The 16,810-nt window shown below is 58.4% G+C and carries 10 protein-coding genes; 6 read left to right on the top strand and 4 right to left on the bottom strand.

Going from position 1 to position 16,810, the window contains the following annotated elements; translation table 11 throughout:
- Nucleotides 1-4 precede the first annotated feature (4 nt).
- A complete protein-coding gene (locus J4D97_RS04410) occupies nucleotides 5-748 on the top strand; it encodes a LytR/AlgR family response regulator transcription factor (RefSeq protein ID WP_208306540.1) in 744 nt (247 codons plus the stop codon).
- 90 nt (nucleotides 749-838) lie between these two features.
- On the opposite strand, the gene wrbA is transcribed toward J4D97_RS04410, so the two are convergent.
- Nucleotides 839-1,450, bottom strand: a complete 612-nt coding sequence (gene wrbA / locus J4D97_RS04405; protein ID WP_208306539.1) for an NAD(P)H:quinone oxidoreductase — start codon at nucleotides 1,448-1,450, stop codon at nucleotides 839-841.
- A gap of 344 nt (nucleotides 1,451-1,794) precedes the next feature.
- On the opposite strand from wrbA, the gene J4D97_RS04400 reads away from it, so the two are divergent.
- Genes J4D97_RS04400 through J4D97_RS04390 form a run of 3 tightly spaced genes read left to right on the top strand, consistent with a single transcriptional unit; the run spans nucleotide 1,795 to nucleotide 4,490 of the window.
- Nucleotides 1,795-2,475, top strand: a complete 681-nt coding sequence (locus tag J4D97_RS04400) for an RNA polymerase sigma factor (RefSeq protein ID WP_208306538.1) — start codon at nucleotides 1,795-1,797, stop codon at nucleotides 2,473-2,475.
- Nucleotides 2,456-4,120, top strand: coding sequence for a hypothetical protein (locus J4D97_RS04395; RefSeq protein WP_208306537.1), 1,665 nt, complete (start codon nucleotides 2,456-2,458; stop codon nucleotides 4,118-4,120). The genes J4D97_RS04400 and J4D97_RS04395 overlap by 20 nt, the downstream gene beginning before the upstream one ends.
- Before the next feature lie 34 nt (nucleotides 4,121-4,154).
- The gene (locus J4D97_RS04390) at nucleotides 4,155-4,490 is read left to right on the top strand and encodes a DUF6970 domain-containing protein (protein ID WP_243900161.1); all 336 of its coding nucleotides are present in this window, start codon (nucleotides 4,155-4,157) and stop codon (nucleotides 4,488-4,490) included.
- 275 nt (nucleotides 4,491-4,765) lie between these two features.
- Here J4D97_RS04390 and J4D97_RS04385 read toward each other — a convergent pair whose 3' ends face one another.
- On the bottom strand, nucleotides 4,766-7,099 hold the full coding sequence (locus tag J4D97_RS04385; protein ID WP_208306536.1) for an amylo-alpha-1,6-glucosidase: 2,334 nt from the start codon (nucleotides 7,097-7,099) through the stop codon (nucleotides 4,766-4,768).
- Between the two features lie 304 nt (nucleotides 7,100-7,403).
- On the opposite strand from J4D97_RS04385, the gene J4D97_RS04380 reads away from it, so the two are divergent.
- Entirely contained in the window at nucleotides 7,404-10,145 is a 2,742-nt protein-coding gene (locus J4D97_RS04380; protein WP_208306535.1) for a hybrid sensor histidine kinase/response regulator, read from the top strand.
- Nucleotides 10,146-10,295: 150 nt separating this feature from the next.
- Here J4D97_RS04380 and J4D97_RS04375 read toward each other — a convergent pair whose 3' ends face one another.
- Together J4D97_RS04375 and J4D97_RS04370 are read right to left on the bottom strand one after the other, a co-directional pair.
- Nucleotides 10,296-11,357 (bottom strand): phytase, encoded by a 1,062-nt coding sequence (locus tag J4D97_RS04375; protein WP_208306534.1) that lies wholly within the window; start codon nucleotides 11,355-11,357, stop codon nucleotides 10,296-10,298.
- Nucleotides 11,358-11,539: 182 nt separating this feature from the next.
- On the bottom strand, nucleotides 11,540-14,311 hold the full coding sequence (locus J4D97_RS04370; RefSeq protein ID WP_208306533.1) for a TonB-dependent receptor: 2,772 nt from the start codon (nucleotides 14,309-14,311) through the stop codon (nucleotides 11,540-11,542).
- A 316-nt stretch (nucleotides 14,312-14,627) separates the two neighbouring features.
- Between J4D97_RS04370 and uvrB the strand changes: the two genes are divergently transcribed.
- Nucleotides 14,628-16,664: an excinuclease ABC subunit UvrB gene (gene uvrB / locus J4D97_RS04365; protein ID WP_208306532.1), complete on the top strand. Its 2,037-nt coding sequence runs from the start codon at nucleotides 14,628-14,630 to the stop codon at nucleotides 16,662-16,664.
- Nucleotides 16,665-16,810: the final 146 nt, after the last annotated feature.

The following is a 16,810-nucleotide window of genomic DNA, read 5'->3' as shown; positions in this document are numbered from 1 at the left end:
GTCTATGGAAAGCTCTTCTGGGCTGCGTGTACTGTCCTGCGTCCTCATCGACGACGAGCCGCTGGCCCTGGATGTGCTGGCTAGCTATTGCGCCCAGCTGCCATTTTTGGCCGTACAAGCCCAGTTTCACGATGCCGCGGCGGCGCTGGCATTCATTCGCACGCACCCCGTCGATGTAGTTTTTCTGGATATCCAGATGCCCGGTCTCAACGGGCTGCACCTGGCGCAATTGTTACCCGCGCCTGCCCCGCGCATCATCTTCACCACTGCCTACGACCAATACGCCGTGCGCAGCTACGAGCTGAACGCCACTGATTATCTGCTGAAACCTGTGGCGTTCGAGCGGTTTGTGCAGGCCGTGAGCAAAGTATACGGCGGCGCAGAGCGCGCCGAGCCAGCACTGCCCGCGTTGCCAGTAGAGCCGCCACCCGAGGCTATTCTGGTGCGGCACGATGGCCAGCTCCGCCGGGTAGCCTTCTCCGAAATTCAATACATCGAAGGCCGAAAGGAGTACCTGCTGCTGCATACCACCCAAGGTAGGCTGCTCACGTTGCAGTCGTTTCGGCGGGCCGAGGAAGTGCTGCCGCCCGCCCGTTTCGTGCGCATTCACCGCTCCTACCTTATTGCTCTCGCGCACGTGGAGTACCTGGAGCGCGGCCGAGTGCGGGTAGCTGGGCAGCTCCTACCTATTGGCGACACCTACCGCGAAGTACTGTTGGAGCGGTTGAGGGGGTATCAGCAGTTGTGAGGATAGGGAAGTTTGAAAACAGTAAAAGGCCGTCCTGCTCAGCAGGACGGCCTTTTTATTGGAGGCTCTCACGCCTCAAAAAGCATTGGCTTACGAAGCCAGTTTCTTGGCAATCTGGGCAGTGTGCTTGCCCTGGAAGCGGGCGCCTTCCAACTCGTTTTCGCTGGGCTGCCGCTCGCCCTGGCCACCGGCCACGGTGCTGGCGCCATAAGGCGTGCCGCCAGTTACTTCTTCGTGGCCCATCTGGCCCTGCCAGGCGTAGGGTAGGCCCACCAGAATAATGCCGTGGTGCAGCAGCGCCGTGTGCATGGCCCGGATGGTGGTTTCCTGACCGCCGTGCTGGGTAGCTGTGCTTACAAAAGCGCCGCCCACTTTGCCTACCAGTGCACCTTTTGCCCACAGGCCGCCGGTGCTATCGAGATAGGCTTGTATCTGGCCGCACATGTTACCGTAGCGGGTAGGGGTACCTAGGATGATGGCGTCGTACTCCGTCAATTCGTCGGGGGTGGCTACTGGTACGTGGGCAAAAGCTTTCTGCGCTTCGGTGGCGCCTATTTTATCGAGCACTTCCTGAGGTAGGGTTTCGGGAACGCGCTTTACCACTACTTCATTGCCGTCTACTTCGCGGGCGCCTTCGGCAATAGCTTCAGCCAGTTTATACACGTGGCCATACGTGGAGTAGAATAGGATGAGCGTTTTCATGGGCAGAATAAAAAGTGAAGAAAAGGACAGTTGAACCGGCAACCTCCGGCAAGACAATATATGTACATACATTAAATAGTGCTATATAGTTGTGCTACTTGAATTTAGTTTATTTTTAAAATTCTGATAATGAAATAGTTGATAAATAAAATGCCGTAACTATATTATCGTTTGCAACCTTGCCCAGGGTAGGTAGCATCTACCACACACAATCGTTAGCCACGCCCTTTATCTGCTTCCTATTTTACTGTTCCGCGTTGTATGTTGCATCCGTACTGCTGCCCCTGCGCCTTTCAAGCTATTTCTGTAAACTCTATTGCTGCCTGCCCTGGTAGCCTAGCCCGATGAGTGCGCTAGCTAGTGCTTTTGGGGTTTCGGGGGCATTGCGCGGACTGCTCAGCCGACAAACGGCCGAAGAGCTACCCGCACCAACCGCCGCCGTGCGCCGCCTGACGCCCCCCGCCCAACTCACCGAAGCCGAGCTGATTGACGGTTGCCTGAATGGTAGCCGCCTGATGCAAAAGCACCTCTACGAGCGGTTTGCGGCGCGCATGATGGCCGTATGCCTGCGCTACGCCCAAACTACCTTCGAGGCTGAAGATGTATTGCAGGAAGGCTTTCTGACGGTGTTTAAGAACCTGAGTAGTTTCCGGCGGGAGTGTCCGCTGGAGTTCTGGATTCGGCGCATCATGGTGAATGCGGCCTTGCGCCAGCATCGCCGCAACATGCCCCTGGTAGCTGTAAGCGACGGGGGCGACTACCCCGAGGACCTAGCTGGGGAAGAATTTGTACTGGCTAACTATGCCTTCGAAGACCTACTAAGCATCGTGCAAGAGTTGGCCCCGCGCTACCGCATGGTGTTCAACCTGTTTGCCATCGAAGGCTACAGCCACAAAGAAATTGGGGAGATGCTGGGCATCTCCGAGGGCACCAGCAAATCGCAATACTCGCGAGCCCGCGTTATTTTGAAGACTAAACTTGAGCGCCTCGACGCGCAACATTCTCATGGGCACCTCCGCAAATAAAGCCGCCCCCACCTCTCCGGACCCCCGGCCTACCGGCGACCTGGAGTACCTGTTCCGGCAAAAGCTGGGCGAGGCCGAAGTCGCGCCCCGCTTCCAGTTGTGGGAGCAGCTCGACCACGACCTACTAGTTCAACAAAACGAAACCTACCGCAAGCGGCTGCTGATGCACCGCTGGGTAGCGGCCGCCTGCGTGCTGCTGTTACTAAGCGTAGGTGGTTGGCTAAGCGTACAGCAACTGCAACCCTCTACCTCCCCAGAACTAGCCGGCACCACCACCGCCAACCGTACTGTCGCCGATTACTCCGCTACCACCGCTGGGCGCCGGGCCGCCGCAGCACAAACCGGCTCTTTAGCAAAAGCCGGAGCCGTACCTGCAGCGCAAGAAGAAGAGGAGTTGAACCTGACCACTGGGCTTAGTAAAACAGCTGCTGGTAATCAGCTGCTGGCCGCGTTGTCGCAGCCGGAAGGGGGCTTGATGGGGGAGGGCACTTCTTATACTAAGGGGCAACAAGTTGGAGGGCAACTGGCTGGCGCTGGTAGTGGCGCTTCTGCTGGGTTTGCTAATACGTTCTCGCGCAACGGCTCGCCGGTGTTTGCCGCGTATACGCCCGCTACTACCGAGGCTAATAACTACAGTATCAAAGCAGGTGCTAGCACCTGGGATTTACTTACGGCGCGGGCAGCGCGGTTGGGCTCGGCCCTGGGCCGCTTCACTCACCCCGATACGCTGAAACCTTCCTTGCTGGCCGCGCCGCCCATGCTGGCTGCCGTGATGCCACCGATGGAGGAGGAAGAAGAGAAAAAGAAGAGAGCGTTGGGTGGGTGGCGTTTCGGCGGCTCGCACGCCGTATCGGCTTTCAACCCCAACATTAACTTCGCGCAGGCCAGTACGCAAAGCACTGTTTCGGCCATCAATAACCTGGCAATGCTGGATAGCCGGGGCGTGCAGAAGGTAGCGTACGAAACCGGTGCTGCTGAGTACCGTCAAAACCTGCGCGCCGGGGTAGGGCAGCGCGTGGCCCTCACAGCAGCTCGCCCAGCCGGCAAGCACTGGGTGCTGCTGGCCGGCGTAGAAGCCGCCGAGTACCGTGCTTCCTCCGAAACGTCGTTTTCGTCGGTGGCGCAGAGCGAAACGGCCTATGCGGGCCGCGCTACGGTCGCATATCAGGCTGCGTCTAATTCGTTCTCGAACAGTGCCGCGTATGCCCGCGATGCAGTAGGCTACACGGCCGCGCCGCGCGCCACTTCCTACCGCTACCGCACGGTGGGCGTGCCCGTGGCCGCTCGCTATGGTTCGCAAAAAACGGGGGTGTCGCTCTACGCGAAGGTAGGCGCTGCTGTAGACCTGCTGCTGGGTAGCCGGGTAGAAGTAGCCGACGAAGCCGCCGCCACGCGAGACTACTCGCTGAACACTGCCAACTCGCCTTACCGCCAGGTGATTGCTACGGTGCGCGGTGGTGGCGGGGTGCAGTACCGTCCAGCTGGTGCTACCTGGGCCATCTTGGCTGGCCCTACCGCCGAGGCCGGCCTCACTACCCTCAACCGCGACCCCGCCCAGGCGCTGCTGCGCCGCTCACGGCCGTACATGGTAGGGGTAGAAGCCAGCGTGGAGTTTGGCGGCGGCAAGGCCGTGACCGTGCATTAATAACTCATTCTTCGCATAGCGCCTCTATTGACCTATGAAATCCATGCTGGCTTTGCTGAGCTTGAGTTTATTGCTGGTAGAATGTAGTAAAGATGACAGCGTGCCCAGTGCTATTCGGGCTAAGATTGCCGAATTGAAGAAGAACCCCAAGCAGAATCCGCCCGCCGCAGTATACAGCTACCTTTACCACGGGCAGGTTGTTTACACAATCTCCAGCGACTGCTGCGACCAGTTCAACTACCTGTACGATAAAGACCTGAATATCATTTGCGCCCCCAGTGGTGGCCTCACTGGCCGCGGCGACGGCCGCTGTCCTGATTTTGCCGCCGCTGCCACCCAGGAGCACTTACTATGGCGTGACCCCCGTTAAAAGCTGGTTGCGTTATACCGGTGGGCCGTTGAAAGGGTGTAAAGACGCATACTTGCGTCTCATCGTTGAACGAGATGGCGCACGCGACGAGACGCAAGTATGCGTCTCTACACGTTCATAGACCAGACTCAAACAGCCTCTAAGGTCTCGGATTCTCTCAATCTATTATATCTATCTCTAGTAGCGTATTGCTAGTTTAGTATCAATAAGAAGCCCCACGTAGTGTACTATGTGGGGCTTCGTGCGTTCAGGCGAATTTCGCCTGGGCAGACTATTCAGTAGCTGATGGCTTGCTCATGATAGGTGCTGAGGCTCTTTAAATTAGGTTGCAGATAGGGCACAGCAAAGTGCGTACCTTCAAAAAAGGCGTTCTGCTTTTGCAGTTGCGCTCGAAGGGTAGGACTGGCGGTGCGTGTAAGCTGTTGAGTGGTTTTACCACGTTGGTCAACTACGGTTACTTCTAGTGTTGCGCCCGTGTGTCGCGCTTGCAGCGTGGCACCGGCCGGCAGCGACACCGCAACCTCCTCAAAGCCGGGCAGCGAAAACCGCATGGTAGGCGCCACGCCAACCGCCTGCACGGAGTACGTACTGGTAGCCCCGGTTTGATAGTGCGCCCGCAGCTGCCCCGCGCCTACAGCCACGGCAAAGGCTACATCCGTCAACGCGGAGGGTAAGCACGGCCGAACAACGACTTTATTGCGCAGCATATCGGGCCGTATGCCCAAGAAATATTGGTACCACACGCGCAGTTGCTCAGCATTAGACCACGCCTGCAAGAACGTGCCCGAGGGCTTGCCCCGCGTCTGGCCGGAACGGGGTAGGGCATCAGCGTTTTCGCTGAGGCTACCCACGGCGCCCTCGGCCAGCGCCTGGTGGTTCATGCGCTCAAACAGCTGGTAGGCAATGTCAGGCTGATTTTCTTCCAGCATCCGCTGCATGGCCATACCGTTGTTCCAGAGCCAGACGGTGCCGTTGTGGTAGGCCGCGTCTTTGTGGTAGTAGTGCCAGTTTTCGTGGTAGGGGTGAAAATCCGGGTCGTGCTGACTGAGCGAGGCCACGCCCCACGGGTACACCAGCTCCTGCCACACTAGCTTAGTGAGTTGCATCCGGCGTACCGGGTCGGGCACCAGGGAGTAGGCATAGAGCTGGTTAGGCCGCAGTTGAAAGTCGCGCTGGCCGGCGACGGTGAGGCGGTCGGCCATGTAAGGGTGCCGGGCATCGAAAAAATCCTGCGGAAACTGCTGCTTCACCTTTGCCGCCACGGCGCGCCACTGGTGGGCGCTGGCGTCGTCGTGCAGGTAGTCGGCTAGTTGGGCGCTGGCTTGCAACTGCTCGTACCACAGCGCCTGAATATCGTTGGCGCGGTTGCCGCGGGGCGAAAGCGGCGTTACATTCTTGATTTTGGCGTCCATCCACGTATCGGCATCGTCGTGGGTGAGGTAGCCTTTGGCGTCTACCCAATACTTCAGCGAGCCTTCAGCGGCGCGCTTCACGGTCGGGTAAAACTCCCGAATGGCGGCCGTGTCGCCGGAGTAGCGCAGGTAATCGAGCATTTCGATAACGAAGCGCGGCGTGCCATCAGTGGTATTGTAGATGATGTCGTCAGGACGGGCACGGTTGGGCACACGGCCGTAGTCTTTCGAGGTAGGATCGAGGTTTTGGAACTTAGCAAACGACAGCAGAATCTTCTTAGCCGTCTCAAACTGCCCCGTTACGAGGCAGGCGCCGGGTAGGGAAATGAACAGGTCGCGGCCCCAGTAATCGTTGAACCACGGCAGGCCCGCGTAGATGCCCCAGCCCTGCTGGTTGGTCACCAGCTCGTCGGTGGTCAGCAACAGCGAGGGTAGGGCTTTGTCGAGCTGGGGGCTGTTGCTGGCAATGGGGTTCGTGTTGGCTACCAACGTGTTCATCCGTCGCCGGCGCTGCTGTAGCCACGCCTCGTGGTGCGCCCGAAACTGCCCTAGCAATGCCCGCGCTTCGTCTTTGGAATGACCATACACCAACACGAATCCGCCGCTGGCGGCCGCAGTGCTTAAGGAACCGTTTTGCACCGTTATAGCCGCAGGCTGCCACGGCGCCACCAGAATGCGGTGGGTAGGCGCTTCCTTTGGAATCAGCCATAAGCCCTCGGGTGCGTCTGCTTCAACTGTCGTCAGGTCGCCGGCGGGGCGCCAGGTGAGCTGCTGCCCGTTGACGTTCGTAAGCTGGATACCTACTACCCGTTGATTATCATAAAGATATAGCTCCTCGGTGGCAGCGGCGAAGGTGCGTTGCAGCTTGTAGGGGTACACGCGTACGCGGGCCGACTGGCGGTCCAGTGGGGTGCCATCCAGTAGCAGTTCGTAGTCGTGTAGTACGCGGTGGGTGGCAATGTTCCAGCCGGCGTGCCAGGCCGGCTGCTCGTTGGTGTGGGTGGTGGCGTAGTAGTAGCCCGACTGCTTATCGGTAAACGAAAACTCGCGGTTCTCGGCGGGCGTCACGTCGATGGCTAGCTGATCGAGGAGCATGGAGGGAGTAAGGGCAAGAGTGGCTACACGCGAATGGGTAGGGCTGCACGTGGTCAGCAGCAACCCCGCTAATACGGTGGCCAGGTAGGCAAGTGTTTTCATGAAAGGCACGTGGCAAAAGGTAGCGCAAAGATCAGCTGTGGGCGTCGTATGCACAGAAAGCCGAGGAAGATGGCAAAGCAACAGGAGACAGTTAACGAGTAATTACAAGCGAAATTTTTTCGCGTAAGAAGACAGGTCTAATGCTATAATTGACAACTTTTATACATATAAAATAATGTAATAATTATAATTATAGCAAATCGTAAATTTTTATAAATTAATGATTTAGGGTAAGATTATTGACTTATTTATGTTTTAAGCTATGCTTATATTTGTGGCCAGTTTCCTTTGTAATTTATATTCTATGACCAGTGCTTCTAAGCATGTTACAGTGCCAACAGAGTCGTCTTTTTCGCCGGAAAGCGAACAGCTGTGGCGTGGATGGGCCGAGAAGCATATCATAGAATTAGAGCAAGCAGTGGCAGCCGCGCAGGCGCAGGCGCAGTTGCAGGAAGCTCGCTTTCAGGCACTCCTACAAGCACTGCCGGGGCACGCTATAGTAGCCACAGCCAGCGGCGAAGTAGTGGCCACTAACGACCAGAGCCGTGCGTTGCTGGCATCAACCCAGGACCAATTGCCCGAGCAGTTGCTCCATGTGCTACGTACTGCACCACATACGGCCGCGCAGCCACTTGCAATAGCCGATAGCCACTACGAAGCGACAGCCCAGCCAGCCGGCGCCGAAACGGTGCTGTACCTGCACGATACCACTGCCTTGCGCTGCGCCGAGGCGGCCCTGGCTACACAGCAAGAATTTTACGAAACCATTTTGCATGCGCTACCGGTACAGGTAGCCGTATTCGATGCCGCATACCGGTTTTCCTTCGTAAACGTAGCGAGTATGACATCGCCAGAGGTGCGGGCTTGGGTTATCGGGAAGGATAACTTTGCTTACTGCGCGCACCGGCAGCGGCCCCGCGAGGTGGCCGTACGCAGGCAGGAGCATTTCGACCATGTGGTGGGCACCCGGAAGGCGGCTATGTGGGAAGAAGTAGAGGGCATAACCGGCGAAAAACGATACCTGCAACGGCAATACCTGCCCGTATTTGCCTCCGATGGCTCCCTGCGCATGGTCGTGGGCATGGGGGTAGACGTGACGGAGCAGCGCCGGATGGAAAAACAATTGGTCGATCAGCGGACCTTCTACGAATTTGTGCTGGACCATTTGCCTACCGATGTAGGCGTATTTGACAGCCAGTTTCGCTATCTGTTTGTGAATGCCCGCGGCATTAAAGACCCGGAGATGCGCAAATGGGTGATAGGCAAAGACAATCTCGCGTATTTCAAGCGCACCGGCCGACCAGATGAAATGGGCCACGAGCGGCAGGCTCAACTGGAGCACGCGGCCCGCACCCGCGAGCTGGTTACCTATGAAGAAACCTTCACGCGGCCCGACGGCGACCGGCACCTGCTGCGCTGCCTGCAACCCGTTTTTCATGCCGATGGCTCCCTGAACCTAATTCTGGGCTACGGCCTAGATGTGACGGAGCGCGTGGCCACGGAGCGCGCCCTGCGCCACGCCAAAATCACGGCCGAGTCGGCGGTGCGGGCACGAGAACTGTTTCTGGCCAACATGAGCCACGAGATTCGCACGCCCATGAACGCCATTCTGGGCATGAGTCAGCTGCTGGCCAAAACGCCGCTTACTCCCAGCCAGAGCAGTTACCGGGAGGCCATTACCACCTCAGCCGAAAACCTGCTTGTCATCATCAACGACATTCTGGACCTCTCGAAGCTGGAAGCGGGCAAAATGACGCTGGAGCAGGTAGGGTTTGGGCCCACGTTGCTGCTAGACCAAGTAGAGCAAACCCTACGCTACAAAGCTGCCGAAAAAGGCCTGCGTCTGCGCACAGAGCTGGATGAGCGCCTACCCCAGGTATTGCTCGGCGACCCATACCGCATCACGCAAGTGCTGCTGAACCTGGCCGGCAACGCCATCAAGTTCACGGAGCGCGGGGAGGTGGTGGTAGCCTGCCAGGTGCTAACTACCTTGCCATCGGCCACTGGGGTAGAGATACTGTTTCGGGTGACGGATACGGGTGTGGGCATCGAGCCGGAGTTTCTGGCGCGTATTTTCCAGGAGTTCAGCCAGGAAGACGCCTCTGTGACGCGCAAGTTTGGTGGCACTGGCCTGGGCCTGTCTATCTGCCGCAACTTGGTGAAGCTGATGGGCGGCGATGTGCGGGTGAGCAGTCAGAAAAACCAGGGTACGGTGGTGGAGTTTTCGCTATGCCTACCCGTTGGCACTACCACCGACCTGCTACCCCAAACGATACTACCCGAAGACAGCTCGATCCGCCAGAACCTACGCTACAAGCACGTGCTGTTGGTGGAAGACAACCGCTTCAACCGTCAGATTGCCCGCACGTTCCTGCAACAAGCCCAGGTGCAGGTAACCGAAGCCGAAAATGGCGAGCAGGCCGTGGAGCTGGCCCTAGCACAGCCCTTCGACCTGATTCTGATGGATATTCAGATGCCGGTGCTGGATGGCTACGGGGCCACTGCCGCGCTACGCCAGCAACTCCAGATTACTACCCCCATCATCGCCCTCACGGCCAACGCCATTAAGGGAGAGCGGGAAAAGTGCTTGGCGGCGGGCATGAATGGCTACCTGGCCAAGCCCTTCCAGGAAACAGCTTTGTTGCAGGTGGTGAGCGAGTGGATGGCTCCGCACCATGCGGCGCCCATACCGGTGCCCGCGCCGCCCCTGTTCCGGGTAGACGAGCTGCTCAGGCTTGGACAGGGCGACCAGGAGTTTGTGACGTTTATGCTGGAAACCTTCCTGGAAAGCAGCGAGGAAATTCTGTTGGAGCTGACCCAGGGTTTGCAAGAAGGCAACCTGACCCGCTTGAAAACGGCTGCTCACACACTCAAGCCCGGCCTGACGCACCTCGGGGTAGACCACCTGATACCGCCTGTGGCAGAGCTGGACCAGTGGCAGGAAGAGTTCCAGCGCGACGCCCTCACAGCGCTGGTTATGACCATTGCCCCACCCCTGCGCGAAGTGCTGGACGCCATGCGCGCCTACCTGGTCATGCCGGAGTAGGTAGGCGTTGTAAGCAAACCCATCTGTCATCCTGAGTGCAGCGAAGGACCTTATCACGCCTGAACGAGTCGTTGTTACGCTCGCCGTTTTAGCGTGATAAGGTCCTTCGCTGCACTCAGGATGACAGATGGGTTTGCTTACAACGCCTACCTACTTCAACTCCCTACCCGCCACGTCTTCCCAGCGGTAGTAATGAAAGTAGCGCCCTTCCGACATCACCACAAACAAGCCCTTCGGAAACTGCTTATTAAGCGCTATGCTCGTTACGTCGGAGCCGTCGCTGTGCAGCGCCTCTACCTTGATGACTTTTACCAGTTCATGTGAATGGTTTTTGCCTTCCTCGCGGCGGTAGATGTGAAACTGGTTGGCGCCTTGGTCTGATACCAAGAGGTAGCCTTTCTTTTTGCTGGTTTTGTAGATGCTGATGCCCTCATGGTCTTCCGTGAAGCCTTGGGTAGCAAATAGACTGAGCTGCTCGTCGCCGCGGGTAGGGTCGGCGTAGTACTGGCGCACGCCCACGCCTTCGTCGGAGTAGTAGATGTAGCCCAGCTCATTGTCTACGGCAATCGACTCGATTTCCTTGCGGCCGCTGTAGGTGCCAAACTTGCGCACCAGCGTCATTTTTACGTGGCCCGTGCCATCGTCCTCTAGCCGATACTGCCAGAGGTAGCCGGTGGTAGGACCATCTTTGCGGCCCACTATCGCAAACATCGCCTTATCGGAAGGGCGGGTGTAGAGGGCAATGCCCATGGGCAGGTTTTGCGCTTCGCCTGTAAATACAGCGAGGCCGCCGTTGTCTAGCGGCTGCATGTCGGGTAGGCGGAAGATGCGCAGACGCTGCCGCTCGCGCTCCGTGGTCACGACAATATCGGTGGGCTGGCCGCCGAGGGGTAGGCCGTAGGCTACGTCCACGTTGTTGGGGCGCTCAAGGCCGTGCACCGTGCGGCCGGGCACTTCCTTACCCTGCAAATTGAACACGTAGAGGGCACCGTCAGAATTCTTATCAGTGCCGATAATCAGGCTCTGGCTGGGGTCTTTCGGGTTGATCCAGATGGCGGGGTCGTCGGTGTCGTACCGTACCGGATCAGTGATAATAGCAGGCTTGAGAGTAGGACCCATAGCCACGCCGGGCGTAACGGGGGGTAGGGTAGTACGCTGACAGCCAACGGCCAGCAATAAAACGACTACGCAAATACTAGATAAACGACACATTCGGGAAGCGGAAGATAGAACAGAAGTAGCCTGCAAGTAGTTGATTTTCTGGTTAGTGTAGCATGATGTAGAGACGCATACTTGCGTCTAGCCGCTGAACGATTTGGGCGATGTACGTTCAACGGCTAGACGCAAGTATGCGTCTCTACATCATGCTACACTAACCAGAACAACCTCTTACCTCACAAGTCGAACTTCAAGCCAGCGTTGAAGCGGGCGTTGTAGTACTCGCTCTGCAACGTGCGGCTGCGGCTGCCTTGGTAATAGCGTAAGGGCTGGTTGGTGAGGTTGTTGGCCTCCACAAAAAAGCGCAGCTTGGGCGTGAAAGCGTAGCCCGCGTTGGCATCCAGTTGCAGTTGGTGGTCGAGGTGGCGGAAGGTGGTACTGCCGTCGGAGAGGGTAAGGGTCGATTCCTCGGGGTCGATGAAGCCGCTGTGGCGGTTGACGGACACGCGCAGGGTCAGGCGCTTGCTCTCATAGGAAAGTGACGTATTCCAGTTGTGCTTGGCGGTGCCGGGTAGGGAGGTGCGCTCGGCCAAGCCGTTGGCGCGGGAGCTGGTGTAGGTGTAGTTGGCGTAGATGCCCAGCCCGCGCAGCACGCCGGGTAGGAAATCGAGCTGGCGCTGCACGGCTATTTCGGCCCCGCGCAGGGTAGCAGAGTTGCCATTTAGCGGACGGCTGTAACGCAAAAACGTGTTGCCGGTTACGGGGTCGGTGTAGTTCAGCTCCGTGGTCGTGAACACGAAGTTCTCGATGTCCTTATAAAATACGCCGCCCGAAATCAGCCCCACCGACGTGAAATAATGCTCGGCCATCAGGTCGAAATTGGTGGACGTGGTGGCTTTCAGGTTGGGATTGCCCTCGGTCAGCTCGTTTTCCGAAGCATCGATGGTGCGGGTAGGCGCCAGGGCCGCGTAGTCGGGGCGGGCTAGGGAGTTGGTATAGGCAGCCCGTAGAATGGTGTTGTCGGTCAGGTTGTATTTCAGGTGCAGGGCAGGCAGGAAATTGGTGTAGCTATTGATGCCAGTGGCCTCTGTGGTGGGGCCTTCGCCAGTTGCATCGGCCGGAATAGTAGCCTGATAGCGGATATACGTGTGCTCGACCCGCAGGCCGGCAATAGCCGAGAACCGATTGCCCAACTGCTGGTTCAGCATGGCATAGCCCCCCGAAATGCGCTCATCGGCCCGGAAGCTGGCCGAAAGGTTATCGTACGTATCATCCTCGTAGGTGGCATTGAACTGCTGCTGAAAGGTAGGCAGCGCCGAGTTTTGCGGAGCCGGTCCTACCCGGTAACGCGTGCCGCCGCCGTTGGCCAGGAAGTTATTATCAGAGTAATCGGCGGTAGGAATAGCGCCCCAGGTCACGTCCTCGTCCGTCACCAGCTCGCCCCGGCTGCGGGCTACCTCTTTGTGCTTGTCGCGGTAGCGGCCGCCTACCTTCAGGCTGTTCATAAACGGACCTTCGGTTTGCAGGGGTAGGAGCAGGTCGATGCGGCCGTTTAGGTCGCGCTCGTGGGTGTTGTCGTTGCGCAGCTGGTAGCGGCGGAAGGGAATGGTGGCGTAGTTGATGGGAGCAGCCGGCTCTACGCTGGGGTGTTCCTCATCCACTGTGTTGGGGCGCAGCGAAATGTTGCCCGTCCGGAAGCTGATGTAGCTTTCCTGCGGCCGGTCTTCCGAAGCGTAGGCGTAGGTGCCAGCCCATGTGAGGCGGGCGCGGCTGGCAATTAGGTGCTCACCGGAAAGCGTATTGCTGAAGGTTTTCTGGCGCTCCAGGCGGGCATTGTGCTTACCATTGCCGCCTTTGGTCTCAATTTCGTAGCGGCCTGTGGTCAAGCCATTGCTGCCGGGCGCCTTCAGGCCGGAGTAGGTAGCGCGGTAGCGGTTCTCGAAATCGTCGCGCACATTGTAGAGGCTGCGTAGGGTAATAGTGGAGTTGGGTGACACGCGATAATCCACCGAAACGGAACCGCTACGCCGGATGCGCTGCACGTCATACTTGCGAATTTCCTGCTGCGTGAGGTAGTCTCGTCCGCCTTCGGTTCGGTCCCAGGCGGCCTCCACATTGTCGGAACCAAAGCGGTGGTTGAAGTAGGAACCGCTGGCGATGATGCCCAGCTTGCCATCCAGGAAGCGGTTGCCCACTACCAAAGAACCGAGGTAGGGTACCTTCTGCGACAGGAAGTTGTAGCCCGCGCCCGCCGTGCCCGACACGCGCAGGCCGTTGGGCGCGGCGCGCGTCACCAGGTTGGCGGTGCCGCCAATGGCATCGGCGTCCATGTCGGGCGTCAGGGTTTTGCTCACTTCAATGGCCTGCACCATGTCCGACGGAATCAAATCCAGCTGCACGCTGCGGGTGCCGGACTCGGCCGAGGGTAGGCGCTCCCCGTTCACCGTCACGGAGTTGAAGCGCGGCTCCGTGCCCCGAATCAGGCCGAAGCGGGCCTCACCCTGGTCATTGAGCACCGTGATGCCGGGCACGCGCTTCAGGGCGTCGCCCACGTTGGCATCGGGGAAGCGGCCGATTTGGTCGGCGGCCACCACGTTGGTGATGTTGGCATTGGTGCGCTGCTCGTTCAGAGCCTTGGCCTGGCCTTGCAGGCGGGCGCCCAGCACCTGCACCTCGCCCATTTGGTTGAGGCCTGCGCTCAGCTCAATGGGTAGGGTAGTGGTAGCGCGGTCCGTCACCGTTACGGTAGTCGAAAACTCTTGGTAGCCGAGGTAGGAAACCAGTAGCTGGTGCGTGCCCACCGGCACATCGGCCAGCAGGTAGCCGCCATCCTCATCCGACACGGCCCCGCGGCCCAATGCCGGCAGCCGCACCGAAGCACCCGGCAACGACAGGCGCGTACCATCCAACACCTTTCCCCGGATAGCACCTGTTTGAGCCAGCAAAGCGGGCGATAAGAACAGACTCAAGAAGCTCAACAAGAGCAATCGACGTAAAAAATAGGGCATATGCCAGGCAAAAGATGAAGATTCGATGAAATCGACTGCAAAGCTCTTGGTGGTATATTGCCTTAGTTTGTTGAGACGGTTACGCTTGTGTTAAGAGTGGGGGGTAGGGTGGTTAAATAGAAAGCTTCCCCTAAAGAACGTCGTGCTTGATCTGGCGTCCGCTTGTCGAAGCATGATGTTCTCTCGTCAGCACGCGAGATTCCTCGACCAGCTTGAAATGACGTTCTTTCAGTAAGAAATTCATCCTGATTATTTAGCTTCCGAGGAAACCTCTGCCCAGCGAAACAAGTTATCCTAGGCTACCTTTCCTCGTCAGATGCAATACCAACTTACCTCGGAATTCGAGCCGACCGGCGACCAGCCCAAAGCCATTGCCCAGCTGGTGCAGGGCATCAACAACGGCGAGCCGGCGCAGGTGCTGCTGGGCGCCACCGGCACGGGCAAAACCTTCACGATGGCCAACGTTATTGCCGAAACCGGCAAGCCGGCTCTCGTGCTCTGCCACAACAAAACCCTGGCTGCGCAGCTCTACGGCGAGTTCAAAACGTTCTTCCCCAACAACGCCGTCGAGTACTACATCAGCTACTACGACTACTACCAGCCGGAGGCCTACATCGCCAGCACCGACGTGTTTATAGAGAAAGACCTGGCTATTAACCAGGAAATCGAGAAGCTGCGGCTGCACTGCACCTCCACGCTGCTCTCGGGTAGGCGCGACGTGATTGTGGTGGCGTCGGTGTCGTGCATCTATGGTATCGGCAACCCCGAGGAGTTCGGCAAAAACGTCATTTACATGGCGCCGGGGCTGAAATTCTCGCGCAATAACCTGCTCTACCAGTTCGTGCAGATTCTGTACTCGCGCACCGAGGCCGAGTTTACGCGCGGTTCGTTCCGGGTGAAGGGCGACACCGTGGACGTATTTCCGGCCTACGCCGACTACGCCTACCGCATCTTTTTCTTCGGGGATGAAATCGAGGCCATTCACCGCATCGACCCGATCAGCGGCAAGAAGCTGGCCGACGAGAAATCGGCGACACTCTACCCCGCCAACCTGTTCGTGACGGGTAAGGACACGTTGAACGAGGCCATCAAGCAGATTCAGTTTGACTTGGTGCAGCAGCACGCCTACTTCGAGAAGGAGGGTAGGGACTCGGAGGCTAAGCGCATTATGGAGCGCACGGAGTTCGATCTGGAGATGATTCGGGAACTGGGCTACTGCTCCGGCATCGAGAACTACTCGCGCTACTTCGACGGCCGCCAGCCCGGCAGCCGCCCCTTCTGCCTGCTCGATTATTTCCCCGACGACTTCCTCTTGGTAGTGGACGAGAGCCACGCCACTATGCCCCAGATCCGGGCCATGTGGGGCGGCGACCGGAGCCGCAAAACGGCCCTCATCGAGTATGGCTTCCGCCTACCCTCGGCCTTTGATAACCGCCCGCTCACGTTCAACGAGTTCGAGAGCATGTACCGCCAGGCCGTGTTCGTGTCGGCCACGCCGGCTGACTACGAGCTGGCCCAGGCCGACGGCGTGGTGGTGGAGCAGATCATCCGTCCCACCGGCCTGCTCGACCCCGAAATTGACATTCGCCCCAGCATCAACCAGATAGACGACTTGCTGGACGAGGTAGACGAGCGCGTGAAGATGGGCGACCGGGTGCTGGTGACCACCCTCACCAAGCGCATGGCCGAGGAACTGCAAAAATATATGGAGCGCTTGGGCATCAAGTCGCAGTACGTGCACTCCGATGTGAAGTCGCTGGATAGGGTAGAGATTCTGCGGCAGCTCCGCCTGGGCGAAATCGACGTGCTCATCGGTGTGAACCTGCTGCGCGAAGGTCTTGACCTGCCGGAAGTTAGCCTGGTAGCCATCCTGGATGCCGACAAAGAAGGCTTCCTGCGCGACCAGCGCAGCCTGATCCAGACCATGGGCCGCGCCGCCCGTAACGACCACGGCAAAGTCATCATGTACGCCGACCGCATGACGGGCTCCATGCAGCGCGCCATCGACGAAACCAACCGCCGCCGCGCCACCCAGATGGCCTACAACGAGGAACACGGCATCACGCCACGCACCGTGAAGAAGTCGCGCGAGGCCATTATGGGCCAAACCTCCGTGGCCGACTACCGCATTGCCGAGCCCAAAGCCTACGTAGGCCCCAGCGAGGAAAGTGCCTTGGCCCTAGCCGCCGAGCCCATCGTGGCCATGATGAACCGCACCGACCTGGAAAAGCTCATCAAAACCACCGAGAAGCAGATGGAAGCCGCCGCCAAAGAACTGGACTTCCTGCAAGCCGCCAAGTTCCGCGACGAACTGGCTCAGCTTAAGCAACTGCTGAAAAGCAAGCGGGAGTAGGTCGAAAGTGAATTTTGAAGGATGTAGAGACGCATACTTGCGTCTCGTCGTTGAACGAGTGTCGTTGCGCTTCAGCAGTTATACTGGTGTAGCGTCTCGTTACTGAATGCCTGTCGTCCCAACCTCAGCAACGACGAGACGCAAGT

The organism is Hymenobacter defluvii, from assembly GCF_017589435.1.
GTDB classification, from domain to species: Bacteria; Bacteroidota; Bacteroidia; order Cytophagales; family Hymenobacteraceae; genus Hymenobacter; species Hymenobacter profundi.
This window is presented reverse-complemented; position numbering and strand designations above follow the sequence as displayed.